A 25,776-nucleotide genomic window follows, 5' to 3' on the forward strand; every position below is an offset into this window, starting at 1 on the left:
CCGCTACGCACCCCGAAACCGGAAGAGCCGACAAATGGCGTCTGTCAAAAGGCGTCTTTGGGGCTGAAAAACGCCTTATGGAGGGCGCAAAAGGCGTTTTTAGCTGTAAAAACGCCTTCTAGAGGATGCCTTTTGCAAGGCGCCTTTTGCGAGATGCCTTCTGGGGCCGCCCCGGTTATGAGATGCCGGGTGTGGGCCGCGGGCTTCGAGGCCTAGGCGCGGAAAGGGGAAGTAGGGGCGGCTAGAAGGAGCCGCCGCGGAAGCCGCCTCCACCACCGCCGCCGAAGCCACCGCCGCCGAAGCCCCCGCCGCCGGAGAAGCCTCCGCCGAAACCGCCACCGAAGCCACCACCGCGGTGGCCGCTGGAGCCTCCGCCGAGAATCTGGCCGATAACCATGCCGGTCAGAATGTTGCCCGCGGCATCAGTGGCCTGGCGGCGCTGCTCTTGGCGGCGGTAAGCCTCCAGGTCTTCCTTCGCGCGGTTGAGCGACGTCTGCGCGGCAGAAGCCGCATCGCGGGAATAGTTGAGCGCCGCGCGTAGGTCCTTTGACGCGGAGTTTTGGGCTTGGGCGAAGAGGCGGGTGGCATCGGCGAGCGCCACACGCGCATCGGGGCCCACCACGCGACCACGCGAGGAAAGCAAGTCCTCAGCCGCCTGAATGGCGGACTCGGCCGCAGCAATCTGCTGGCGGTAGAGCGCAATTTGGCGCTCGCGGGTGGCATTGGTCTCGCGGACAGTATCGAGCTGCTCATCTAGCTTGCTATCGATAGCCGTCAGCGCTGTGTACTGTCCCAGCGGGTCTGCCTGGCCATGCTGGCGAGCCGTACTCAGCGCCTCCCGGGCCTCCGCAAGCAGTGATTCCAGCGCGGACCAATCAGCAGGGGAGCCCTGAGCCTTACCGCGCTGCTCGAGGTGCTGTGCTTCGGCGATTTCTTCCTCAACCTCATCGATGAGCGCAGGCAAGTTATCGCGCGCCGCCGTAATCGAGTTCTCCGCATTCTCCACTGCATTAAGCAGCCGGTCCGAGACCTCCAAGGCGTGCTCGGCATCGCGGATATAGCCCGCCAAAGGACCCTGCTGCCCGGCCGGCTGGGACTGCAATTCCCGGCCCCGCGAAAGCAGTTTCTCGGCCTCATTGAGTGAGACCTCCGCCATCTCCGGGTTATCCGCAATGGAGGACAGTACCTCCTCGGAATAAGAGCCGCTGAGAGTGGACAGCGTCGTGCGCGCCTGCGGCAGGCGCCCGCGCAAGTCCACCGTGCGCTGGGTCAATTCATCGAGCTTGGAGCCGGCGTTGATGAGCAAATCGCGCATCTTGGCAAAGTCGGCAGCCTGCTCATCCAGCGCATCATCGGCCTGCCCGCAGGAGGAGATAATCTCCACCAGCATCTGGCGGCGCTCCGCCGTCGATTCCGGCAGGTTGTCCTGGAGCTTCTGCTGCAACTGGAAAGCCTTCTGCAACGTCAGCGTGGAGTGGTTCATTGCGCGCGTGAACGGGCGGGTGCGCTCGGGGCCGAACTCGGCCACCGCAATATCCAGCTCCTCCTTGCCGCGGCGGATCGACTCATCGGTGGAGACCAGCTCCTCCTGTGCCAGCTTCTCCAAGGTGTCCACATCCAAGCGGTCCAGCTGCGCGGTATTACCCGGCTCAATCTGGCGCGCGGATTCGAGCGTGGCCGCCGAGTCCTTCTTGGTCTTGCGCCGGCTCGCCACCGCGGCGCCACCGCCGGCCAACGCCAGGGCACCTGCGCCGCCAGCCAGCCATAGACCACCCGACCCATCGGAATCAGAAGAGCTGGATGAACCAGCTGAGCCAGAAGAGGACCCCGAAGAACCGGTCGCGGCAGCGTCGACAAGCGCGAGCGCGGAGGGGCCGAACTGGCGGCCGTCGGCAAGCTTGGCATAAGCCTCCTCATACATCGCGTCCAGGCGCCCGCGCGGCCACTCATTACCCGTCTGCACGCCTATGGTGGAATCATCCACACCCACCACATAGGCCGCAGAATTCGGGCCCTTAGACTTCACAATGCTGTCCGCATAGCTCTCCGCGCCCTCCGGCAGCGAGGAGGCAAAAACCACGAAGATCACCACGTGGTTCTCCTGCTGCAGCGCGGCAATCTTGTCCTCCAACTCGGCCTTCTCCGAGTCCGAGAGCACCCCCGCCTCATCCGTCACTTTATCCGTGAGCGAGGCTGCCTCCGGTGCGGCAACAACGAAGTCCGCGGCCAGGGCGGGGCTAGCAGTGGCCAACCCCAACACAAGAGCAGCAAGGGCGGCGCGACCAAAACGAGCAGCAGTAGTCATGCGCACCACGATACCTTCCCACTCAGCGCTAGAGTGGTCAGACAGTGAAGTACGTTATTGTCCTCGGCGCTGCGCAATACGACGGGCGCCCCTCCCGCATCCTGTCCGGCCGTGTGCGCTTCGCCGCCGAGTACGCCGCCGCGCACGACCTGCCCATCATCACAGTCGGCGGGAAGCTGCCCGGCGATAGGTTCACCGAAGCCGGGGTGGCGAAACGCCTGCTTGCCGACGAACCCCTCAACGTCACCGCCCTCGAAGAAGGCCTCGACACCCGCAGCGAACTGGTCGCTGCGCGCGAAAAGCTCGGCGTAACTGAGGCTGTCATCATCACCGACCCGCTCCACCGCCTGCGCACCTTCCTCATCGCCCGCCAAGAAGGAGTCACCGCGACCGTTATGGGCACGCCCTATTATCCTTCCCCGCGTTTCTCCATCCCGTGGTGGCGCTACCTGGCCCACGAGACCGGCGGCCTGGCCTACCTGGGCCTGCGCACCCTGCTAGGGGAGAAGCGCACCGAAGGCGTGCGCGCGGCCTTCTACCGCATCGAGCGCCTCATCCGCCCCAACCAGGCCCTGCGCCACCGCGTCATTGGCGCGAGGCAGCCCCAGGATGGCCAGGACTCCGCCTAAGCTGGAACACTGTGAGCTATTCCTATCGTGCAGAAGACGTCGCCCGCCTTGCCTCCGAGACTCCCAAAGGCTCGGCCTTGCTCAAAAGCGAGGAGCACCGCGGCGCCTTCTCCCGGGACCGCGCCCGCGTCCTGCACTCCGCGGCCCTGCGCCGCCTGGCGGATAAGACCCAGGTGGTGGGCCCGCGCGATGGCGATACCCCGCGCACCCGGCTGACACACTCCCTGGAGGTCAGCCAGATTGCCCGCAGCATCGGCGCCGGCTTAGGCCTGGACCAGGACCTGTGCGATATGGCGGGGCTAACCCATGACATCGGCCACCCGCCCTACGGCCACAATGGCGAGAATGCCCTCAACGAGGTGGCCCTAGGCGGCTTCGAGGGCAACGCCCAGACCCTGCGCATCCTGACCAAGCTGGAGCCCAAGGTGGTCCTGGATACCCCGGCGGGCCCGCGCAGCTATGGCCTCAACCTCACCCGCGCCTCGCTGGATGCCGCTTGCAAGTACCCCTGGACCAAGACCAACCCGGATGGCACCACCAACCGCAAATACGGAGCCTATGACGAAGACATCGACGTCTTGGAATGGCTGCGCCAGGGCCACGCCGATCAGCGCAAGTCCATGGAGGCGCAGGTCATGGACTGGTCGGATGACATCGCCTATTCCGTCCACGACGTCGAAGACGGCATCATCTCCCGCCGCATCTCTTTGAGCGTGCTCTGGGACCTGGTGGAGCTGGCCAACCTCGCGGACAAGGGCGCCAAGGCCTTCGGCGGTACCGCCGACGAGCTCCTTGAGGCCGCCGACCGCCTGCGCCAGCTGGATGTCATCAACGCCATCGGCAATTTCGATTACTCCCTGCGCTCTTATGCCAACTTAAAGAAGATGACCTCGGAGCTCGTCGGCCGCTACGTGGGCGCTACTGTCTCCGCCACGCTCGCGGCTAACGACGGCCCCCTCGGCCGCATGCACGGCGACCTCGCCGTCCCACCAGGCGCAGTGGCGGAGGTAACGCTGCTGAAAACCATCGCCGTTCTCTACGTCATGGATGAGCCCGCCCACCTGTCCCGCCAGGACCGCCAGCGCGAGCGTATCTACCGCGTCTACGACTACCTGGTGGCCGGCGCGCCGGGTTCGCTCGACGCCACCTTCGCCCTGTGGTGGAAACAGGCCGACACCGACCTGGAGCGTGACCGCGCCATCATCGACCAAATTGCCTCCATGACGGAATCACGCCTGGAGCGCCTGGCGCAGCGCAGCGCTGACCTTTTCGGCTTCCTCAGCTAGCCGGCAACCAGTCAGCAGCAGACCAGCACCAAGCCCAGCAGCGCCGTGCCTCACACAACGGCACGGCATCCCAAGAGACGCCTGTCACCCGATAGTTGAACACCGTTCACTTGGGCGTTACATAGCCGACAACTCTTCTTAAAACCGGCCACCTAACCTCAGGCAGGTCCGCGTGCCGCCAGGCCCCGTGACGTCTGTCCGCAGCGGAAGTCTCTTCATTTGCATTAACTGTCAAGGAATTTTTGTGTCTCAGAAAAAGCTGCATAAAGCCGCGCTCATTGCCTCTATCAGCCTCGTTGGCTCCAGCCTCGTCTCTCCCGCACTCGCCTCTGCCCAGGACCTGCCCCAGGCAGACATCCTGGATCTCTCCTTTGAGAACGGTGCCATCAGCAACTCCGCCTCCGATGCCGAGCCGCTGAAGATCGGCGAGCCCACCGTGGAGCAAGACAGCGTGCTTGAGCGCCCCGTGGCTCACTTCGATGGCCGCAAGGATGCCGTCGGCTTCGACATCGGGGATAAGTTTGACCAGATCAAGGACGGCTTCACCGTCGAGTGCGTCTTCCGCTACGACGGGGACTTCGACGGCAACGAAAAGAGCCTCTGTGCCAACAAGGAAGCCGGCGGCTGGGCCATGGTCATCTACGGCGACCAGCTCACCTTCACCGTCAACGGCAGCGATGGCTACAAGAAGGCCCAGCAGCAGGTGGAGCCGGGCCAGTGGTACCACGCGGTCGGCGTCTATGACGGAAACAAGAGCGAGCTCTACGTCAACGGCGCCAAGGTGGCTGAGAACACCGAGATCAACGGTGAGGTGACCAAGCCCAAGTCCAATTCCACCGCCGTGATGATCGGCGCGGATTCCGGCCGGGATAACGCCGCCCAGTTCTACTCCGATGCCGTGGTCAGCGAGGCCCGCATCTTCTCCGATCCGCTGGGCGAAGATGAGATTTCCGCCCTCTACGAGGACTCCAACCTGAGCACCGATAAGAAGGCGGAGATCACCGGCTCCACCCCGAGCGCGGGTCAGCACCTGACGGGCCCGGTGACTTTCGATGTCCAGTTCAACAACGATGCCCTCATCTCCCGCGAGCTCACCTACACCCTGGACGGCGAGGACATCGAGCTGGGGCAAGAAATCGGAGCTGGCCTCAAGGAAGGAAACCACTCCATCCAGGCCGAGGGCCGCGATGTCTTTGGCAACCCCATCTCCCAGACCATCGACTTCACCTCCGGCAACCTCCCGGGGGCCGCTGGCACCGACTCCACGCCGAGCGGCGAGGGCATCACGATCTCCGCTCGCGCCGATAACCCGAGCGGTGGGGACGTGGAGACCACTTTCACTGAAGCCGATGTGGCTGTAGCGGAGAAGGGCTTCCAAGGCACCTTCACGGATATCCCGGAGAGCCTGGACTTTAAGTATGAAGACGGCGAGGACTTCGACAAGGCCCTCAACCCGGACAACGAGGATGCTCAGGAGACCAGCTCCACGGAGCACATGCCTTTCCAGCGCTTTGACCTGAAGCTCAAGGACGCTGAGAAGAAGGCCCACGACATCGCCTGGTCCGGCACCGTGGACCCCAAGCGCTCGGTGCGCCTCATGGCCTGGAACACCACAACCAATAGCTGGGAGAAGTTGGCAGAAACCCGCGGCGCAGCCGACGCTCAAGTAAGCCTCAGCGCGCAAGCCAACCAAGATTTCGTCGACGGTGACACCATCCACACCATGCTGGTGGGCTACGACGTCTTTGCCGATGACCTCAACGAGCCCGTCAACGAGCAGTTCGCTGACACCAGCGACTATGACTTTTCCATCGCCCACCACACCGATACCCAGTATCTCTCCGAAGGCGCGGTAGAAAAGGCCACCGCTGAGGAGCGCAAGAAGTGGGAAGAAAGCTACACCTCGGCCACCCAGTGGATCGCCGATAACGCCGACGAGCGCAAGATTGCCTACTCCGCACACACCGGTGACATCATTGAGAACTGGATTGGCAAGGACAATGACCGCCCCAATGCCAAGAAGGAATTCGAGGTAGCCTCCAACGCCCAGAAGATTCTGGAGGACGCCGGCGTGGTCAACGGCGTGCTGCCGGGCAACCACGATAACCAAAGCGGCGCGGATGTCGGTGCCGGCAACCTCTACAACGAGTACTTCGGCCCGGAGCGCTACGAGGCTCAGCAGGGCAAGGGCAAGTGGGCTGAGCAGGATGCCTCCTACCACCCCTATGCTGAGGGCGATAACGACAACCACTATGACCTGTTTTCCACCAACGGCATGGACTTCATTGCCCTGCACCTGGGCTATGACGTCACTGAGGAGGAAGCCGCGTGGGCGGATAAGGTGCTCAAGCAGTACTCCGACCGCAACGCCATCCTGCTCACCCACGCCTATCTCAAGCCTTCTGTGAGCCCGGATGGCCGCGGCTCTGACTTCTCCCACGATGGCGTGATGGTCTATGAGAACGTCATCCAGAAGAACCCCAACGTGGCCCTGGTGCTGGCTGGCCACGAGCACGGCGTATCCATCGTCAGCCGCAAGGACGTCGGCCACACCAACAATCACGTGGTGGAGCTTCTCGCGGACTACCAGTTCTACGAGGTCGGCTCCGATGAGCTGGGTCTGACGGAGATCGGCGACTATGACGGTGACACCGGCTTGCGCTTTGGGTCCAGCTACCTGCGCCTCCTGCAATTCGATCTGCAGAATTCAGAGATGATCGTGGATACGTATTCGCCGCTTCTCGACGACCACAATGCCACCGAGTACGACGACCGCCAGCGCTACAACGGCCACGAGGACGAGTTCCGTATTCCGATCCAGTTCCAGACCCGCAAGACCAGCTTTGCGACGAACTCCATGCTCGCCCTGACCGATACCGGCAAGGAGATTGGCACAGACACCGCCAAGTCCGGCTGGCCCGCCAGCGTGACCTACAAGGACGTCAAGGCCGGCCAGGCCTATGGCTGGTACGCCACCTCCGCTGATGCCTCCTCCAAGGAGGACACTAAGCCCGGCATCGTGCGCCAGTTCGGCGTCTTCACCGCGCCGGAGCAGCAGGAGAAGGATAACAAGGCACCTGAGCTCACCGTCCCCAGCGACAAGCTCACCATCACCAAGGGCGAAAAGACCAACCTCCTCGACGGTGTCAGCGCCAAGGACGATAAGGACGGTGACCTCACCGACAAGGTGAAGGTGGTGGGCAACATCGACACCGCCAAGCCGGGCGTGTACTCCGTCACTTACACCGTCACCGACTCCGCCGGCAACCAGGCCTTGGCCTCCCGCGTCGTGGAAGTCACCGCCGGCAACCAAGGCGACAACACCGGCTCCAGCAGCGACAGCAGCAGCTCTAACCACGACGGATCCAGCGGCTTGAGCGATCACTCGAGCAACAGCTCGAGCCGCGGAAGCGTCCTCCCCGCCATCCTCGGCGCCCTCTTCGGTGCCGCAGGCGCCACCGCGGTCATCGCCGGTCTGTTGAACTACCTCGCCCCGGAGGTCCGCGACACCATCAAGCGCGCCCTCGGCCTCTAAGCCCCCAGCAGGCCACCACGCGCCTGGCCGCCACCGCGGTCAGGACACCCCTCACTAGCACCCTCACTAGCAGCTCACTAGCAGCTCACTAGCGCACAAGTGCGACACCCTGGTCCTTCAGCACCATGCTGATGGGGGCCAGGTCTTCTTCCACCATGTCGAAATCCGCAGCGATTATCGCCACGATGTGTTGCTCGCGGAGGAAGTCCGCCAAGGCATCAAGGTTGCGCGGCGCGCCGGAGGTGCAGCCGCGCAGGCGGCCGAGCGCGCCATAGAAGTCCTCGCGCGTGCGGATGGGTTCAGTGATGAGAATGCGTTGCATGCCTTAGTCCTCCGCGTCCGGGATACTGCAGAAGCTTTCGTAGTGGTCATCGGTGTAGTACCAGACATCCGGGTCGGTCTCACTGCCGCCACCGGTAACAATGCGTTTGGCCCCGCGGTGCCCAATCCCCGGCGTTTCCACGGTGTATTCGCGGTAGTAGTTCTTTGCCTGCTGCGGCAGCACGCCCTCATAGTTTCCGAAACGCATGTTGTCATTATCCGGATAGTCATAGGGCCCGCCGCCCAGGATGTCCTCGGCGGTTTCGTGGGCCTCTTGCGGCAGTGAATCCATGGCGCAGGTGGGCAGGCCTGACTCGCTCTGCTTGGCCGCATCCCCTTTATCCCCATTGCTGTCACCGGACGTACCAGCAGCGGAAGACGGCGCTGCCTTCTGGTCCGCGTCGTCGCTGGAGCTACCAAGGTCAATGCCGAAGTAGCCCGCGACGAGGACTAGAACCGCACCGCCGATGAGGGCCGGCAGCGATTTTTTGGAGGGGGAGGATTGGGACATGGCCCCATCATTGCAGCTATAAGGCCTGAACCAGAAATCCAGACCAGGCCTTTGTGCAATCCCCACCGCGGGGTGTTTGCGGATGTGGGAACAAGCATCAAAGAACCACCCAGCCGTGGGTACCTGTGTGTCCTATGGGCGGGGTAGTCTGTACGCATGGCACGAGGCAGAATTCCGGACAGCGACATCCAAGCTATCCGTGAACGCGCGCCTATTGATGAAATCGTGGGCGAATACGTTCAGCTCAAACCCGCTGGTTATGACTCTTTGAAGGGCTTGAGCCCCTTCAAGGATGAGAAGACTCCGTCCTTCCACGTGCGCCCGCAGCGCGGCTATTATCACTGCTTCTCCACGGGCAAGGGCGGGGATGTCTTCAGCTTCCTCATGGAGATGGAGCAAGTCTCCTTTCCGGAGGCCGTTGAGGCCGTAGCCCAAAAAATTGGCTACCACATCAACTACCAGGGTGGCTCCACCGGTGCGCGCGATGAAAAGCCCGGTACTCGCCGCCGGCTTATCGCTGCGAACAAGGCCGCGCACGAGTTCTACCGCCAGCAGCTGGAAACCCCGCAGGCGGCTGCCGGCCGCGAATTCCTCCTGGACCGCGGCTTCTCCAAGGAAATCATCTACGAATTTGAATGCGGCTATGCCCCGGAGGGCTGGGATACTGCCACCAAGCATCTGCTGCGCATGGGCTTTTCCTTTGAGGAGCTGGAAGCCGCGGGCATTTCCAAGATGGGCAAGCGCGGTCCCATTGACCGTTTCCACCGCCGCTTGCTGTGGCCCATTAAGGATCTCTCCGGCAACGTTATCGGTTTTGGTGCGCGCAAGCTTTTCGATGATGACAAGCTGGGCAAGTACATGAACACGCCCGAAACCATGCTCTATCACAAGTCCAAGGTGCTCTTCGGCCTGGATTTGGCCAAGCGCAACATTGCGGAACAGCACCAGGCCGTGGTGGTGGAGGGCTATACGGATGTCATGGCCATGTATGCCGCGGGCGTGAAGACTGCCGTGGCCTCCTGTGGTACCGCCTTCGGTGCGGACCACCTGCAGGTCCTGCGCCGCCTCATGTTGGATGATTCCTACTTTCATGGCGAGCTCATCTACACCTTCGACGGTGACGAGGCCGGTCAGAAAGCCGCCATGCGCGCCTTTGAAGGCGAGCAGAAGTTCACCGGGCAGTCCTTCGTCTCCGTGGCCCCCGATGGCATGGATCCCTGTGATCTGCGCTTAGATCGCGGCGACGCCGCCGTGCGCGACCTCGTGGCGGACCGCATCCCCATGTTTGAGTTCGTCATCCGCTCTGTCATCTCGGACTTCAGCATCGACTCGGCCGAAGGTCGCCTCCAGGCCCTGCGCCGCGCGGTGCCTGTGGTGGCGCAGATTCGCGACGCCCCCCTGCAGCGCGAGTACGCCCGCCGCCTGGCCGGCTGGGTGGGCTGGCCCGACCCGGAAGAAGTACTCCAGCAGGTACGCCGCGAGGCCCGCAAGCCGAAGAAGGAACAGCGCCCGCGCTTTGCCTCTCTGGAGGAGACCTCCTCTGCGCCCGCGCAAACCAACGCCCCCGTCATGCACATCCCCGGCCCACGTGAGCCACACCTGTGGCCGCAACGTGAGGCCCTCAAGCTGGCCCTGCAGTACCCGCAGATCGCCGGCAGCTACTTCGACGGAATCACCGACGACGCCTACTCCAACGAGGCCTATCGCACCATCCGCCGCGCTATCTCTACCCTCGGTGGCGTCACCGCCGGTGCTGAGCAACCCGGCGTGGAGTGGCTGGCCGCCGTAGCTGGCGAAATGCCGGACCTCATGGCCCGCAACTTCGTCTCTGAGCTCGCCGTGGAGCCCATCAAGCTGGGGGAGACCGGCAACCCCGATACCGATCTTGAGGCCTACGCCGATTCCGTACTCTCCCGACTCCAAGAGGCACGCGTGGGCGACCAAGTAGCCCAACTCAAAGCCCAGCTAGGCCGCATGCGCCCCTCCGATGACGAAGAGTCCTATAACTCACTCTTCGCCGACCTCGTCGCCCTCGAGCAGGCCCGCCGCGAGCTCAATGACCGAGCCTTCCGTGGCGTGCGCTAATCAGCGCTTTAATCTTCGTCCGGCTCATAAATCCGATCCGGCTGCACTCCATCCGTGGCACCTCTGGTGCCACGCTTGCCGCGGCTCCCCTTGTTGTAGTCCTTGAGTTCGCGCATACGCGGCTCTGGGTCTAGGCGGTTGGCCACGGCCTTGCGCGCGGAGCGCACCGCGGCCTTGGTGGCGGGGGAGTTGACGGCCTTCTCGTAGGCGCCCTTAATTTGGTGATAGCGCTTACGCCCAGCCTTGGTTCCAAAGACGTATCCGGCGGCAGCACCCACAACAAATTGGATCATTGGAAACTAGTCATCCCCTTAACTTCAAGCCGGCGCAGTGGCCGGCATTTGCGTACAACGTACGGGCAACGTGCAATTCTCATGAATAGCCTACCTGCCTCAGCGGTCTTGGGCAGGCGGCGGTGGGGCAGTGGAGCTTGCAGTGACGGGGAATAGGGATCGATAGGGAATAGATATGACGCGAACTCTTCCCATAAGGCATTCGCTTCAGTTAACTTAATACCTGTGAAGACTTCTAAGCATACGTATGCGGCATCGGCAGCCGTGGCGATGTCAGCGCTGCTCACCGCCAGTGTGGCGGCAGCTGAGCCCCGTACTACCGGACTTGAAGAGCCGCGCGAAGTAACCGTGAGCGAGGATTAGAACAAATCGTTCGGCCATCCCGTCGAGTACAGGGTGCTGGTGCGGTGCATACATGCTGTGATGTCTAGACTTTCCGGGGCTCGGGCGGAGTGAACAATCATGCACGGGGCTACCGCGTGTATAGTCTCGCTTTAGTTTCTCCAAGAACTAAGGCCGTATCTACTTTCCATCCCAAAGAGAAGGACGATTGACTTCTCGCACACCAAGGAGAAGAATGCTCCGACCGAAAATTGTGACCGTTTACGGCACGCGCCCGGAAGCAATCAAGGTCGCTCCTGTCATTACTGCCTTGGACAGAGATGGGCGTTTCGAATCGGTCTCGGTCTCCACTGGTCAGCATCTTGAAATGCTAGAGCAAGTAAACAAAATGTTTGGAATTAAGCCGAAGTGGGACCTTCATTTGATGAAGCCTGGACAAAGCTTGAACCGCCTAGTTTCTCGAGCAGTAGAGGGGCTAGACGAGGTTATTGATGCTGAAGCTCCCGATGCCATTATCGTTCAAGGTGATACCTCCACGGCAATGGCAGCGGCGTTGGCTGGGTTTCATCGTGGGGTGAAGATTATTCACCTCGAGGCAGGATTGCGCACTGGCAACATCCATTCTCCGTTCCCGGAAGAAGCCAACCGCAAGCTCATTAGCCAAGTAGCGGAGCTACACCTTGCTCCGACCGCAGGCTCAATGGAAAACCTGCGCCGCGAGAACATTCGCTCCAAGGACATTGCAGTCACCGGTAATACGGTTATTGATGCTCTTTTGCAGGCTGCCAGTTGGGATACTGGTCTTGAGGATCCTGCCTTGCAGGAGGTGCTTGAATCGGGCGAGCGTCTTGTTGTGGCCACTACTCATCGCCGCGAGAATTTTGAGGCGATGAAGGAGATTGGTGGTGCGGTTAAGGACCTTGCAGAAAGCTACTCTGACATCAATTTTGTACTGCCGCTGCATCTGAACCCGAAGGTTCGTGAAGCTGTGCTTCCGGAAGTCGAGTCCTTGTCCAACGTTTTCATTACGGATCCGCTTCCGTACGACGAGTTCACCAAGCTTCTTGATCACGCAACGATCATCCTCACTGATTCCGGTGGAGTCCAGGAGGAAGCGCCATCACTGGGGAAGCCGGTCCTAGTTATGCGCCAGAACACTGAGCGTCCTGAAGCCGTTGTAGCCGGCACAGTAAAGCTTGTGGGCACCAACCGTAGTCTCATCGTGGCGGAAGCCAAGCTTTTGCTCGATGATGACGCCGCGTACAACTCTATGGCCAACGCTGTTAACCCCTACGGCGACGGTAAGGCCGCAGAGCGTGCCGTTGCCGCTATTGCAGAACTCCTCGGCGTAGGGGAGCGTCTGCCGGATTTTGACCCAGGTATTGAGCTATAGAGAAATGAGATGAATGGGTAGGCGCGTATTTATAGTTGCCCTGCTCATTTATGCGGTTCCACGTAAGGTAAAGCCATGGAACCACGCGACATTAAATGCACTAATTCTCAACGCGCCGCAGCCTCTCAAGTCTTGGCTGACGCGATGTCTGTAGGCCAACTCAGCGTCGCCGAATTTGAAGAACGCTCCTCTGCATGCGCCGACACGACGACGCGCGGCGAATTGCTCGACCTCGTTTCAGATCTACTTGAGGATCCAGGATCGGTACTCTTTGGTAGTCGTGAGGTCGCTTCGAAGAGAGCTCACGCGCTGAACACTATGGATGGTGAGCTTGCTACGACTGTTGACCGCGCGCTAGCTCAAGTCGAATCATCCGTGAGTGGTGCTCAGAGCCTTTCCTTGGGCATCTTCGGTGGCACTACGGTTCGAAGTACTCCCATTGCCTCTCGCCACACCACAATGGGTATTTTTGGTGGGACAGACGTTGACCTGCGCGGTGCTGCACTTCGAGAACACGTAACCACCATCCAAGCGGTTGGAATCTTTGGTGGTGTCGACGTTTGGATTCCCGAGGGCTTCCGTGTTCAAGTTAGCGGCATCGGTCTCTTTGGTGGTCACGACATCAAGGTTGACCGCGGAGCTATTGATCCGGCCGACCTACCTGCTAGCGCTCCAGAGGTTGTTGTAAACTGCTTTAGCCTCTTCGGTGGCGTAGACGTCCATGTTGTGAAGCGGGCTTAATGGCGGGTCGAACGGAAATAAAAAGAAGCCGCTTGAAGGTCAAGCGGCTGTCTTGCTCCTCCAACTGGGCTCGAACCAGTGACCCTTCGATTAACAGTCGAATGCTCTGCCAACTGAGCTATGGAGGAATATGGCGTCTGTACGTTGAACTGGTCGTTCTCCGTGCAACGAGAATTAACTATATAGGTTGAAATGGAGAAGGTGCAAATCGCCAGTTCAACAGGGGTTTGTGAGATGAACTGGCGATAGTGACACGTTTTCTTGGGCCGAAGATCAGCAGAAGAGATAGATGGAGGATGTAATGGGGAGTTTCAATTGAACTAGGCTTGAGCTTCAACCTAGTGCAGCCCTTTTTGAGAGTGTAGGGACCTGCTTTAGGGGAAGGTGTATTTTTTAAAGAATGGCTAATCGGTTGAAAATACTAGTTGTTTCGCAGTACTGGAAACCAGAGAATGGCATACCGCAGCGTCGGTGGGCTTGGCTAACCAAGTTACTCGTCGACCAAGGGCATGACGTGCTTGTAGTGGCTCCTTTCCCTCATTACAGAGAGGCACCTGTCTCTTTCGGGGAGGGTATGGGGTCAGTGGGGCGTGTTGTAGAGGAAGGTGATGCGGGAGAGAGGATCTTACGTACAGGATATATTCCGGCCCGTGACTCGTTGACATCTCGCTCCCTGAATCAATTGTCTGTAGCTTTTGGAGCCTTGATTGCTTCCCTCGCATCAAGGAGTCCAGTGCGTTCGTTCAATCCCGACGTAGTAATCGGCACCGTGCCTGCACTTCCAACAGCGGTAGTCGCATACATTATTTCCAAAGTTTTGAGAGTAAAATTGGTGGTTGACCTGCGCGACGCGTGGCCGAGTCTGCTCGACTACTCGAGTGTGTGGAATGAGAGTACGGGCAGAAGGTCGATCAGGGAGAAGGTTTTCTCCAGAGGACCACTTCAGGGGGCTAAATTTTTAGTAAAGCTTTCTCTGAATTCGGTACTTAAGGCTGCCGATTTGATCGTTGTTACAGCAAATAATCTTTGTTCAGATCTTGTGGCTGACGGAATTCCGTTCGATAGGATTGCAACGATTCGCAATGTATTTCCATCGGAGGGGGAGGAGATTAGGCGGGTGGTAACCCGTCCTCAATCCCCAATGCTAAACGTTCTATATGCCGGTACTATCGGCCGAGCTCAAGGGCTGGAAAATGCGCTTGAAGCAGCGGAGCTAGCCTCCAACTTTGGAGTGTCTGTTAACTTGAGAATCGTAGGGGCCGGGGCTGCTAGCTCTAATCTGGAGGAGCTGGCTAAAGACTCTCCTGCAGTGATCACCATCGAACCCTTACGGGATGCCGATGCGCTCGACGAATTATACGAATGGGCTGATACCGCTTTAGTCCATCTCAAAAGCTGGCGACCGCTTGAATCGGCTATCCCGTCGAAAACCTACGAATTAATGGAACGCGGCATCCATATTACCGCCGTCGCAAATGGTGAAACTGCTGAGCTCGTTTCGACACTTGAAGCGGGAAGTGTGGTCCCACCTGAGAATCCGCAAGTGTTAGCTGAGACCTGGGTTGAGTTGTCAAAGCATCGAGACAACCTCTTGGTATCCGACAAGGGGGCAAAATGGGTTAAAGAGCAGAGAGAGCGAGCAGTGCCAAGATGTCTGCGCGCAATTGTCGCCAATTTATCGGAGGGCTGATCGCCGTGAGGAAAGTACTTCTAGGAAATGTTGCGATTGCTCTATTTTTGAGAAACCCGAAAGCGTTTCTAATCAATTTAAGTCGGAGATTTCGTCATAATCCTAGGTTAAATGGATTCGCTAAAACTTGCACCAAACTCTTTGATTCGCCTGCACAGAAGTTACGCGAAGCCGGGATGCTAGATGAAGCCCTTTTAAAAACTTCGCGCCGACAATATTGGCTGTCTTGGCAAGTTAATCAAGAGATTGCTCAATTGGAAGAGCCAATTTGGGAGTCGATATCGACTCGAGAAAACCAGTCAAGGAAGGTTGTTTACTTCCTTACTAATAGTAAGCCTTACTCTAACGCGGGCTACGCAGTCCGGTCGCATGAAATACTGAAGGCCCTTGCTAACGCCAACGTTGACGTTCGAGCCATAACACGATTTGGCTACCCTTATGTAATCGGGAAGGCTCCTAGAACTGTTGAAGGCGAGTGGGAAGGCGTTTTGTACAAGAGAATAGTTCCGAAATATTTTCCGCTTAGTTGGAAGAAAGAGTTTGAAAAAGCAGTAGAGTTCCTAGCCGAATTTGCTCGCGACTCTGGCGCTGAATTGATTCACTGCACCTCGGGATATCAGAATGCGCAGATTGCTTCTGCTGCGGCTAGGGCACTCGGCATACCTTGGATATACGAAGTGCGCGGAGAGCCACAGAATACTTGGCTCAGCAAGTTTCACGGAGAAGAGGAAAAAAGGGCAAGGGAATCTTTGAGATATCGAATGGAAAACCGTTTAGAGCTTGAAGCTATGAAGAAGGCGGCTTCAGTCGTAGTTCTTAGCGAAGTTTCCAAACGTCGAATGATGCTGAAAGGAATCGAAGGGCATAAAATTAATGTAGTGCCGAATTCGATCGACGAAACAGTGTTTACAGTCGAAGTGAGGCCTGAGGCAATACGTAAATCGCTTTGCGTTCAACATAAGATTACATTCGGGACTGTTTCTTCCCTGGTTGCTTATGAGGGGCTGGAAACCCTCATTTATGCATTATGCCACTTGCCGGAGATTTATGAATTGCTGGTCGTAGGGGGCGGTGAGGAGTTTGATAGCTTGGTACAACTTGCTGAAAAACTCAAGGTTCAAAACAGAGTACATCTCGTGGGATACCGGCCATACGAAGAAATTCTTGATTGGTACTCGGCCTTAGATATCTTTGTACTGCCTAGGAAAGACGAATACGTCACCAGGTTTGTTACGCCTCTGAAAGCTCTAAATGCGCAAGCTTTGGGAAAACCTGTTGTTGCAAGCGACCTTCCCGCAATTCGAGAGATAACAGGAAATCTTGCCCATTATGTCACGGCTGACGACGCTGTCGCTTTTGCCCAGCAGATAAAACAGGTTCAGCTAGGTCCTGACAATAAGTCCATTGAATGGGTGAAAACTCGAACGTGGCAAAAGGCGATTAGAGACCTGCTTGCGGCGTACGGGGGGTGATTAGAAATTGACTGATCTGCGGTGTTCTGTCGTGATGTAGTAAAATATCCACAGATTTCGTTAGGCAGCGTGCCTCTGCGGTTATAAACCTACGTACCTTCTGGAGGATTGAAATTATGGCAAAAACTGTTACCGTCGTCGGTCAAGGTTATGTCGGTTTGCCGCTCTCTCAGGCAGCCGCGAACGCTGATTGGAAAGTCTTCGGTTTCGATCTTTCAGAACGTGTGGTTCGTAGCCTTAATGAAGGTATATCCCATATCGATGACCTGTCTGATGATGACGTCAAAAAGATGATTGAGAAGGGGTACGTGGCCACCGTCGAGCCGACTGTCATCAAAGAATCAGATGTAGTGGTGATTTGCGTTCCTACTCCGCTGGGTGAGGCAGGAGCTCCGGATTTGGGCTCGGTCAAAGGGGCGACCGCAACAGTCGCCGAACATTTGCAGCCTGGAATGACTGTCATTCTTGAATCTACAACCTATCCCGGGACGACCAACGAGGTCTGCGTACCGATCCTCGAGAATATTTCTGGTCTGACAGCCGGTACTGATTTTTACGTCGCCTTCAGCCCGGAGCGAGTGAATCCAGGGTCAGAAAAATTCGGTATCAAAAATACCCCTAAGCTTGTCGGGGGATACTCAGTTGGTTCTACTAGGAAAGCCGTCGAGTTCTATAGTGCGTTCGTTGACGTGGTTGTAGAAATGTCAGGTACGAAAGAAGCTGAGACAGCTAAGCTTCTTGAGAACACTTTCCGCCATGTCAATATTGCCTTAGTCAATGAAATGGCAAAAGTGTGCCATGAACTCGACATTGATATCTGGGAGGTAATTCGTGGTGCTGCTACTAAGCCATTCGGATTCATGAAGTTTACTCCTGGAGCCGGAGTTGGTGGGCACTGTATTCCTATTGACCCGAACTATCTGTCTTACGAAGTAAGGCGCCAACTTGGCTATCCTTTGCGTTTTGTGGAATTGGCCCAAGAGATCAACAATTCCATGCCACTTTACGTAGTAGAGCGCATTGCAGAGCGTTTGAACGATGACAGGCTTGCACTGAACGGATCCAAAGTTTTGATTTTGGGTGTTACCTACAAGCCCAATATTGCTGACCAGCGTGAATCGCCGGCTATTCCCGTTGCCAAGGGTTTGATGGGACGAGGTGCTGAAGTTAGTTTCCATGATCCGAAGGTCGAAGAATGGAAGATATCGGATAGTGATACTTTGGAGGTAGAAGAGAACCTGGATAAGGCTGTAAAAGAAGCAGATCTAGTTCTGCTTCTTCAGAACCACCGTGAATATGCGATCGAGGAGATTGCGTCCAATTCTCAGCGCTTTTTGGATGCACGAGGAGTGGCCCAAGATCCTCAGGTGCGACTGTAGATCGTCAAAGGACGGCATGTTTGAGGGGTGTACTAGGGAACTTGAGGTACCTTTTTCCGAGGGCCGCTGAAAAAATTTCTACCGATCTCATTAACTCTGACCGCGTGAAGGTTCTTATGATCAGCTCTAACGGTGGCGGTCTTGGCCATTTGACGCGGCTTTGGGCGATAGAGAAGAATTTGAGCGCTGACGTACTAACATATTCTATGTCGAGCGCCTACCATCAACTCGGTAAGCCCAAAGGTCGGATTTTGTATTTTCCTTCCCATGGAGATCTAGGGATGCACCCTCGTTTATGGTCACTCGGGCTCGCCGGCCATCTAGGAGCAGTGGTCGATGTCTTCAGACCTCATGCCATTATATTTGACGGAACTTATGTCTACCGTGGTGTTCAGGCTGTTTCCAAGTTATACAAAGTTCCTATTTACTGGGTTCAGCGAGGCTGTTGGAAAAAGGAAGTTGATAAAAAGTCAAAGCAACGTCATCGTCCAATTGAGTTCGCAAGTTTGGTGATTGTTCCTGGGGACTATGGGTGCGAAGAATCAGTGGACATGGGCGAGTTGCAGCCCGAGTATGTTCCTCCAGTGGTCCTAAATGAACTTGGTGCTGCGGCCAGCCGAGACAGCGTGCTTCGAAAACTTGGGTTTGATACAGAAAAGAAGTATGTCCTAATCCAATTGGGCGGAGGCATTATTGATGACAACAGTCGCGCCAAGAAGGCAAGTATCAAGTTCGTCCAACAATTAGGCGAAGACTGGGAACCAGTGGTGGTAAAAAATCCACTGGAGAAGACTATTGTTGACTCTAGTGTCAAAACGGTCTCTGCTTTTCCTCTATCGGACCTCTTTCCTGCATTTGAATTTGGCATTTTTGCAGCTGGTTACAATTCCGTCCAAGAGAGTATCCAATTTGGGTTACCTGCCGCCTTTATTCCGAATCTGGAGACTAAGACCGACGACCAACTTCTCCGTGCACAAACAATTAATAGCAGAGGCTTGGGTTTTCTCGCATTGGACGACCGCGATCTTCGCCAGTCTATTGAGCGGTTGGCGGAGGATCAGGTCAGGGCGAATGTGCGAGAACGCATGAGTGAGGTTAAAGAAACGCATGGAGCTCTCTTGGCGGCTAAGTTGATAGAGCGTAAAATTATGGATACATACGAGGCTAATTATGAATAGCGCTAGGTTCCCCAAATTTGATGTATGCGTCGTCGGTCTTGGCTATGTAGGACTTCCTACTGCGGCTCTGTTTGCAAATGCAGGAATGAGAGTATGCGGGGTTGACATCGATCAAACCCGACTAGAAAACTTAGCAAAAGGGGAGTCGAATTCAGGCGAAGCGGAGCTAGATGAAGTTCTCCGTGCGGCCCTAGCGTCTTCAAACTTAACTTTGAAGGCACAACCTGTTCCTGCGGATAACTATCTTATTTGTGTCCCTACTCCAGTCAGCAAGGGCCATAGCTTCGTTTCAAATGCCGTAGAATCAGCAACCAAGAGTATCGCTAAGGTGGTACAGGAGGGCGATTTATTGGTCCTTGAATCCACATGTCCTCCTGGTACTACGGAGCATCTGCTTGACTTACTCCAACAGGAAAGGGAAGACCTTCGGGTTTCGGAGGCTATTCTAGCGGCTCATTGCCCAGAACGCGTTCTTCCAGGCAACACCATTGATGAATTGAGAACAAACAGTCGCATAATCGGCGGTTGCACGCCGGAGGCTTCTCAGCGAGCAGAAAATCTTTTTTCGAACATTTGCGACGGGAATATTCGCGTGACAGACTCTCGTACGGCTGAAATGACAAAGCTTGTGGAGAATACCTTCCGAGACGTCAATATTGCCTTGGCGAATGAGCTCTCTATGATCTGTGACTCTCTGAACATTTCAATCAATGATGTAAGAGAACTGGCTAACATGCATCCCCGTGTGAATTTGCATCAATCAGGAATTGGTGTAGGCGGTCACTGCATTTCGGTGGACCCTTGGTTTATTGTCAACAGCGCTCCCGAGCTATCAAAACTGATATCCTGTGCGCGTGACGTCAACACTGAAAAGACGCGGTGGGTAGCCCGAAAACTAGTAGAGCGGATTCACGATGAAGGCGCTACGACTGTCGGACTATGGGGTCTCTCTTACAAGCCTGAAACTGGAGACTTACGAAACTCCCCTGCTGTAGATATTGCACAGGAACTGGTGGAGCAGCTTCCAGAAGTGGATTTTATTGCATTTGATCCGTTTATCTCGGGTAACCAGCTCGAGTTCCCCGATGTATCGAACTTCTCCTTTGGTACTCATGATCATGAGGTGTCGGAGACTAATCTAAATATTTTGTTAGTACGACACCAACGGTATAAAAGCATAGAGGATTTTTTTGACGTCGATGCGACACTTCTTTAACCAGAATGACTATCTGCTCAGATACAACTGTCGTCGCGTGAAGTAAGTCAGTTTGTGTTTCGGACGGATGGGCTGAATTTGTAAAGGCTGTAGTTGGAAGTATGGAAAGCCTGTTTCTAATGGGTTGTTGCTGACCCGATTGGTAGTATTCAAGGATGAAACCTATGTCTTCAAACCCAGCTAAGAAGCTTCGCGAAATGGTTCTGGTGGATGATCGTTCTTTACGACGGTTGGATGCCACCAATAGTTTGTTCAAGTACTTGGGTGCGCTTTTCAACCATCGACACTTTCTGGTCGCGGACGCTAGGGCGAGGTCTTTTTCTTCAGGACGAAATACGTTTCTCGGACGAAGTTGGCTCTTTTTAGATCCACTGTTTCAGGTTGCAATCTACTCGGTAGTTTTCGGGTTGGTTATGCAGACGGATAAGGGCGTCGAGAATTTTGTCGGGTTCCTTGCAGTTGGAGTTACGGTTTTCCAAGCCATAACCCGAGGATACAACTCAGGATCGGGGGTAATACAAAAATCGAGAGCTCTCATTACGTCCTTCCACTTTCCAAGGATTGTTGTCGTAATGTCAAGGTGCTTAGAGACCTGGTTGAACTGCTCTATTCCGATTCTTGTTGGCATTGTATGTGCCATCGTGTTCCAAAAGTGCGACCATATCGGCTGGCAACTAATTTTGGTTGTTCCACTTTATTTGCTTATCTTAGGATTTTCGTTCGGGCTAGCTTGTATTTTTGCGCGTCTAACAGCATTTATTCCCGATTTTAAATCGCTAATTAATGTCTGCACGCGTGGTCTATTTTTTGTATCAGGAATCTTCTATTCAGTTGATAGGTTTTCTGGCGAGAGCGTTCTTTTGAGGGTTATGACCTTAAACCCTGTTTACCAATTCCTTTCAGCCTTTCGTACCATTGTTCTTTATGGGGAGCTGCCCAGCTTAGACTCGGTCTTGTACTTGGTAATTTGGACAATCTCTCTGGTGGGTGTTGGTTTCGTATTCTTCTGGAGAGCGGAGGAACGATATGCGTACGTCAAATGATCCGACAGTTGTAGTGAGAAACTTAAAAAAGACTTTTGTCGTCAACAAAGCCGGAAGTGAATTGACACTCAGCCGAAGTCGCCGTCGAGTTGAAGCCCTCAAAGGCGTCAGTTTTGTCGCTGAGCGCGGTGAAAGTATTGGAATCCTTGGTCGAAATGGGTCCGGAAAATCTACGCTTTTGAACGTCATCGCAGGCAATGAACGGCCGACCTCTGGTGAAGTTCTAGTTTCAAGTGCCCCTTCGCTCTTGAGTGTTTCTGCCGTCTTACAGCCACACTTATCTGGCCGACAAAACGTAAGGTTAGGGCTATTGGCTCAAGGCCTATCGCCGAAGTGTGTGCATTCCATGGAGGACGAAGTGGGGGAATGGGCCCAAATCGGAGAAGCGCTCGATCGGCCGCTGAATACCTACTCGTCGGGGATGAAGGCGAGGCTCAAATTCGCAATTTCCACCGCCAATCATCCGGAAATCCTTATGGTGGATGAGGCGCTGGCCACTGGAGACGCTGCGTTCGCGCAGCGAGCAAAAGAGCGCATGGAGAAGTTTCTGCGGGATTCCGGGACGGTTTTTATAGTGTCGCATTCCCCTGGCGCTCTAAAACAGCATTGCAATCGTGCTATATGGCTGCACTTGGGTGAGATCCTAGCGGATGGGAGCGTTGATGATGTCGGTGCAGAGTACGCTAAGTGGAGTAGATATTCAGCAGCGGGAGATGACGAAAGCGCGGATTCGGTACTGGAGGAGATGCGGAGTTGCTATGTTTTTCCCGAGATCATTTTTGATAGCGAAGCTATCAAGGAGCTAGATCAGACGGGAACTTGCGGCGATGATTTATGATTTCTAGAAAGTACAGGTTTTAGGACCGATCCGCGCCACTTAGTCCAAGCATTTATCAAACAGTTAAGGCACGTTTAAATGAGTAAGTCTTCAATGGTCGTAGCAGTTTACGGTGTGTTGTGCGTGATCTGTGTAGGACTCGTTGCCGCAGGCAACTCACGTTTATCCTTGGCCGTGTTTTTCTTAGCACAGGTCTTGATGGTTTCTTTGCTGTGGGTGACCCATAGGTATTTAGTTTTCGACAGTTCCAGGACTCGTAGTCTTTTCAAAGAAGAATGCCGCGAGAATCGGCTGTTAATAAAGGAACTACGCAATTCAGAAGCCCGTTCCACGGCGCGTTTGGAGAAGAAGCTCGAGGTTCTTCAGAGTGAGGTTGGAAACTTAGAGGGACAGCTTGAAGGGGTGCGTAGCCATCTAGACGATAAACTTACGGAGGTATTGAGAGTGCCCACTGAGTCCAGTCGGCCAAACAAGCGTTTTCGGCCTACGGCGGCCGAGCCTATTTCGCAGCATGATGGTTTTCATTACGTTGCGTCTATAGCGTCTGCAGTGAACCGTCTATTCGCACGTCTCTATAACGTCATCACAAAGCAATCTGAAAATAAGAATAGCCCGAAAGAGCAGTCGGATTCGCTCTTGGTAACACAGGCGAATGCTGAAGAACAAAATCGCACGGTTGTCGTTAAAAGCGCTATGAGCGCGCCCGTGTCATTACCGAAACCAGAGAAGAAGATGGCTGAATTGCTGTCGGGCGCTTTTTCAACGGCAGGAGAGAGTGTCGCGGAACAGACTAAAGATCGTATGATTGACCCTAGAAAGCCGAGAGTCTTGTTCGTAAGCAGCAATGGGGCCGGCCTAGGGCACCTTACAAGGCTTAGCGCCGTCGATAAGAATCTTGATTCTCTCTCACTGTTCTACACAATGTCGAGCGCTTACAAAATGATTGGAAAGTCATCCACAGAGGCGATCTACTTTCCTTCGCACGGCGATTTAGGAATGGTTGGAAAGCTTTGGAACCCGCTGATGGAAGAGCACTTTGACTCGGTCGTCGAGGGATTTCAACCAGACGCAATTGTCTTTGATGGAACGTATGTATATCGGGGTGTAATTTCTGTATCTAAAAAAAGGCGTGTGCCATTAATCTGGATGCAGCGAGGCTGCTGGAAGCCTGAGGTAGATGCAAAGTCTAAGCAGCGCCATAGAGCTGACAAATTCGCGGCTATGGTGATGGTTCCTGGGGACTACGGTTGCGAAGAAAGCGTAGATGTAGGCCAGGGCATGGAGGCGGTTTACCTACCACCAGTGACGTTAGCAACACGTGGGGACTTGCTAAGTAGAGAAGAAGCTAGGGCTATGCTGGGCTTGCCGAAAGATAAAAAGCTGTTCCTTGTGCAGCTTGGAGCTGGAAATATCAACGATATTTCAGATATTCGGGAAACTGCTCTTGATGCGGTGCGATCGTTGGGGGCTGATTGGGCGCCTGTTTTAGTTCGCAATCCGCTTTCGAAGAATGCACAGGAATCCGATGCACTCAGCATTCAGGCGTATCCATTGTCGATTTATTACAATGCCTTCGAGGCTGGCGCTTTTGCAGCAGGATATAACACGGTCCAAGAATCTATCGAAATGGGTCTTCCATCAGTTTTTGTTCCAAATTTGCAAACAAAGACGGATGATCAGGGTCGGCGTGCGTCAGAGGTTCAATCTCGCGGTCTCGGGCTCTCGGCAACTGACACCTCGGAACTATCAAAGACTATTCGCATGCTTGGGAAATCTGCCGTCCGGGAAGAGATTAGGGGAAGGCAAGATTTAGTAAGAGCTGCCTCTGGAGGGATGCATGCAGCTCAAGCGATCACAAGTTTTTTAAATCGAGAAGGCATCAGTAAGGGGCAATAATGAAGATTGCATTTGTTGTTCACGAATTGAATATAGTTAAGCTGTTGAAGGAAGGTGCCGATTTTTCGTCCCCTCTCGAAATCCTAAAGGCCTCAGCTTGGCAGAGCAGACCGAATTCGACAGCTAGGCTTACTCTCGCTAATGTCAGGGCGATCAAAGTATTACAATCTTCGTTTGATATCGATTTCGTTGTGGATACCGAGCTGACTGAGCAGGTTAAGGAAGTATTGTCAGAGTTTGACCTAATCATTATGAATTCTGTAGCTTCCGTAAAGAGCATCGCATTTACTGCGGATCTCCTTGACTGGAAGCGTCAGGGCGGCTTTTCGGGCAAAATTATTGTAGGGACGGAAGCAACTTGGAGTGGTGCTCTTAAGAAGGGAGAGATTACTCAAGAGCAGTACGATAGTATCTATTTCGGTGACGGATTATTAAGGCATACCGCTCGTACCGATCGTGAGATTTATTCGACGTCTTCTTGTACCCAGGCTGCAATTCAAGAGTTTGAGTTAGCGATCGATGAAGACCTCTTTGATGAAACGGCTCATTATGATGAGCGCAATTTGATTACAGTCGTAAGGGCGCCGGAGGGGCGGGCTACGAAGAATAACGCGGGTATTGATGCTTTTCTTTCGAAGGCTAAAGAATCGGGACTTCTTGATCGCTATGAGATTGGGGAGCTCCGACCACCTTACACCGTAAGGGATTACTGGGACGTATTGGCAAAATCGCGCTACTTGATTTTTACCTCAATGGGTGAGACTTTTAGCTACGCGCTTAATGACGCGAAGGCTCTTGGCGTAGTCACTTTTCTTCCACGTCAGATGTACTACACAACAGTTGGCCGGCGTTTCTCAGTGGACTCATACCCTGACGTCGGCATTAAGTACACTAGCGTGGATGAAGTAGTTCGAAAGATCCAAGATATTGATAGAGTCTCATCTCGCTGGGATAGTTGTTCGAGGCGCTCAAAAGAGGTCGTACGGCGTAAATTCTCACTGCCCGTTATCACTGAAAACTGGGCTGCATTGTTCTCGAAGCAGTCTCTGAATTGCAATTCACTTTTCATCTGTGCTCCCGGTGAGTTTGCAGGCGAGAGGGAGATCACTGAAATTGCAGAACAATTAGACTGCAGCTATGGGATGGAAGTCTATTCGCCGTCATGGCCTAGTGATTTGGATAGTCTTTCTACGTCTCGTTCCCGTACTGGGGTTACGCTCTTGCGTTTTTACCTGACGCAATTGGAAAGCGGTGCTTTGCGGAGACTGATTGAAGTCGACGAGGGGCAGGTCAACCTAACTGCGCGTACAGCGCTCGGCCGGGAAGATATGGAGCAGACTCTTCAGTTCCTTCAACTTATAGTCAGAACCTATAAAGTTAGTAAAATTGTTTATACGGATGGTATTAGCAGCATGGCAATAGCTCCACTGCTAAAACGTCTTACTTATTTTAAAGATATAGATGCTGGAGTTCAGAGTATAGAGTTGGTGCCCTTTATCCCGAATTCACTCTAGACCGTTATTGTGTACTCGTCTCTCGTACATTCCGGTTTTAGGTTTTTGTTCTTGAGTTGCAGGTACCTTTACGTATAGTGGCTCTTCCGGTTTCGGGGTGCGTAGCGGG

At 55.0% G+C, this 25,776-nt stretch carries 20 protein-coding genes and 1 tRNA gene; 16 read left to right on the forward strand and 5 right to left on the reverse strand.

The genetic code is table 11. The annotated features are described in order from the left end of the window. Positions 1-241: 241 nt before the first annotated feature. Positions 242-2,305, reverse strand: a complete 2,064-nt coding sequence (locus HMPREF2943_RS07455; protein ID WP_070711233.1) for a TPM domain-containing protein — start codon at positions 2,303-2,305, stop codon at positions 242-244. 44 nt (positions 2,306-2,349) lie between these two features. Here HMPREF2943_RS07455 and HMPREF2943_RS07460 point away from each other — a divergent pair, with 44 nt between their 5' ends. From HMPREF2943_RS07460 to HMPREF2943_RS07470, 3 genes are all read left to right on the forward strand, one after another. Further along, positions 2,350-2,934 (forward strand): YdcF family protein, encoded by a 585-nt coding sequence (locus HMPREF2943_RS07460; RefSeq protein ID WP_070711234.1) that lies wholly within the window; start codon positions 2,350-2,352, stop codon positions 2,932-2,934. 11 nt (positions 2,935-2,945) lie between these two features. Further along, on the forward strand, positions 2,946-4,220 hold the full coding sequence (locus HMPREF2943_RS07465) for a deoxyguanosinetriphosphate triphosphohydrolase (RefSeq protein WP_070711235.1): 1,275 nt from the start codon (positions 2,946-2,948) through the stop codon (positions 4,218-4,220). 244 nt (positions 4,221-4,464) lie between these two features. Further along, positions 4,465-7,755, forward strand: coding sequence for a LamG-like jellyroll fold domain-containing protein (locus tag HMPREF2943_RS07470; RefSeq protein ID WP_210399727.1), 3,291 nt, complete (start codon positions 4,465-4,467; stop codon positions 7,753-7,755). 88 nt (positions 7,756-7,843) lie between these two features. Here the strand turns inward: HMPREF2943_RS07470 and HMPREF2943_RS07475 are convergent, their stop codons facing one another. Beyond that, positions 7,844-8,077 (reverse strand): barstar family protein, encoded by a 234-nt coding sequence (locus tag HMPREF2943_RS07475; protein ID WP_070711236.1) that lies wholly within the window; start codon positions 8,075-8,077, stop codon positions 7,844-7,846. Positions 8,078-8,080: 3 nt separating this feature from the next. Then, positions 8,081-8,587, reverse strand: a complete 507-nt coding sequence (locus HMPREF2943_RS07480) for a guanyl-specific ribonuclease (RefSeq protein WP_070711237.1) — start codon at positions 8,585-8,587, stop codon at positions 8,081-8,083. A gap of 156 nt (positions 8,588-8,743) precedes the next feature. Between HMPREF2943_RS07480 and dnaG the strand changes: the two genes are divergently transcribed. Then, entirely contained in the window at positions 8,744-10,672 is a 1,929-nt protein-coding gene (gene dnaG / locus HMPREF2943_RS07485; RefSeq protein ID WP_070711238.1) for a DNA primase, read from the forward strand. An 8-nt stretch (positions 10,673-10,680) separates the two neighbouring features. Here the strand turns inward: dnaG and HMPREF2943_RS07490 are convergent, their stop codons facing one another. Next, positions 10,681-10,965, reverse strand: a complete 285-nt coding sequence (locus tag HMPREF2943_RS07490) for a hypothetical protein (protein WP_070711239.1) — start codon at positions 10,963-10,965, stop codon at positions 10,681-10,683. A 225-nt stretch (positions 10,966-11,190) separates the two neighbouring features. Here HMPREF2943_RS07490 and HMPREF2943_RS12510 point away from each other — a divergent pair, with 225 nt between their 5' ends. The 3 genes from HMPREF2943_RS12510 to HMPREF2943_RS07500 all read left to right on the forward strand — a co-directional run bounded on the left by HMPREF2943_RS12510 (position 11,191) and on the right by HMPREF2943_RS07500 (position 13,441). Next, positions 11,191-11,328 carry a hypothetical protein gene (locus HMPREF2943_RS12510; protein WP_168166183.1) on the forward strand — a complete coding sequence of 46 codons (138 nt, stop codon included), beginning with the start codon at positions 11,191-11,193 and terminating at the stop codon, positions 11,326-11,328. Positions 11,329-11,542: 214 nt separating this feature from the next. Beyond that, positions 11,543-12,700 (forward strand): non-hydrolyzing UDP-N-acetylglucosamine 2-epimerase, encoded by a 1,158-nt coding sequence (gene wecB / locus HMPREF2943_RS07495; protein ID WP_070711240.1) that lies wholly within the window; start codon positions 11,543-11,545, stop codon positions 12,698-12,700. A 75-nt stretch (positions 12,701-12,775) separates the two neighbouring features. Further along, positions 12,776-13,441, forward strand: a complete 666-nt coding sequence (locus HMPREF2943_RS07500; protein WP_070711241.1) for a DUF1707 SHOCT-like domain-containing protein — start codon at positions 12,776-12,778, stop codon at positions 13,439-13,441. A gap of 55 nt (positions 13,442-13,496) precedes the next feature. Here HMPREF2943_RS07500 and HMPREF2943_RS07505 read toward each other — a convergent pair. After that, positions 13,497-13,569, reverse strand: a tRNA-Asn gene (locus HMPREF2943_RS07505). 272 nt (positions 13,570-13,841) lie between these two features. On the opposite strand from HMPREF2943_RS07505, the gene HMPREF2943_RS07510 reads away from it, so the two are divergent. The 9 genes from HMPREF2943_RS07510 to HMPREF2943_RS07550 all read left to right on the forward strand — a co-directional run bounded on the left by HMPREF2943_RS07510 (position 13,842) and on the right by HMPREF2943_RS07550 (position 25,667). Beyond that, entirely contained in the window at positions 13,842-15,131 is a 1,290-nt protein-coding gene (locus tag HMPREF2943_RS07510; protein WP_083315659.1) for a glycosyltransferase family 4 protein, read from the forward strand. Beyond that, positions 15,092-16,603, forward strand: coding sequence for a glycosyltransferase family 4 protein (locus HMPREF2943_RS07515; protein WP_083315660.1), 1,512 nt, complete (start codon positions 15,092-15,094; stop codon positions 16,601-16,603). Before HMPREF2943_RS07510 ends, HMPREF2943_RS07515 begins: the two co-directional genes overlap by 40 nt. Positions 16,604-16,719: 116 nt before the next feature. Further along, positions 16,720-17,982 (forward strand): nucleotide sugar dehydrogenase, encoded by a 1,263-nt coding sequence (locus HMPREF2943_RS07520; RefSeq protein ID WP_070711243.1) that lies wholly within the window; start codon positions 16,720-16,722, stop codon positions 17,980-17,982. Between the two features lie 116 nt (positions 17,983-18,098). Then, on the forward strand, positions 18,099-19,160 hold the full coding sequence (locus HMPREF2943_RS12400; protein WP_141756097.1) for a glycosyltransferase family protein: 1,062 nt from the start codon (positions 18,099-18,101) through the stop codon (positions 19,158-19,160). After that, positions 19,153-20,376 (forward strand): nucleotide sugar dehydrogenase, encoded by a 1,224-nt coding sequence (locus tag HMPREF2943_RS07530; RefSeq protein WP_070711245.1) that lies wholly within the window; start codon positions 19,153-19,155, stop codon positions 20,374-20,376. Before HMPREF2943_RS12400 ends, HMPREF2943_RS07530 begins: the two co-directional genes overlap by 8 nt. 164 nt (positions 20,377-20,540) lie before the next feature. Continuing rightward, positions 20,541-21,419, forward strand: a complete 879-nt coding sequence (locus HMPREF2943_RS07535; RefSeq protein ID WP_168166184.1) for an ABC transporter permease — start codon at positions 20,541-20,543, stop codon at positions 21,417-21,419. Next, on the forward strand, positions 21,403-22,257 hold the full coding sequence (locus HMPREF2943_RS12210; RefSeq protein ID WP_083315661.1) for an ABC transporter ATP-binding protein: 855 nt from the start codon (positions 21,403-21,405) through the stop codon (positions 22,255-22,257). The genes HMPREF2943_RS07535 and HMPREF2943_RS12210 overlap by 17 nt, the downstream gene beginning before the upstream one ends. A 78-nt stretch (positions 22,258-22,335) precedes the next feature. Beyond that, positions 22,336-24,153 carry a UDP-N-acetylglucosamine--N-acetylmuramyl-(pentapeptide) pyrophosphoryl-undecaprenol N-acetylglucosamine transferase gene (locus HMPREF2943_RS07545; RefSeq protein ID WP_141756098.1) on the forward strand — a complete coding sequence of 606 codons (1,818 nt, stop codon included), beginning with the start codon at positions 22,336-22,338 and terminating at the stop codon, positions 24,151-24,153. Then, positions 24,153-25,667: a glycosyltransferase gene (locus HMPREF2943_RS07550; RefSeq protein WP_070711248.1), complete on the forward strand. Its 1,515-nt coding sequence runs from the start codon at positions 24,153-24,155 to the stop codon at positions 25,665-25,667. The genes HMPREF2943_RS07545 and HMPREF2943_RS07550 overlap by 1 nt, the downstream gene beginning before the upstream one ends. Positions 25,668-25,776 lie beyond the last annotated feature (109 nt).

Source organism: Corynebacterium sp. HMSC072D12, from assembly GCF_001813925.1.
In the GTDB taxonomy this organism is placed as follows: domain Bacteria; phylum Actinomycetota; class Actinomycetes; order Mycobacteriales; family Mycobacteriaceae; genus Corynebacterium; species Corynebacterium aurimucosum.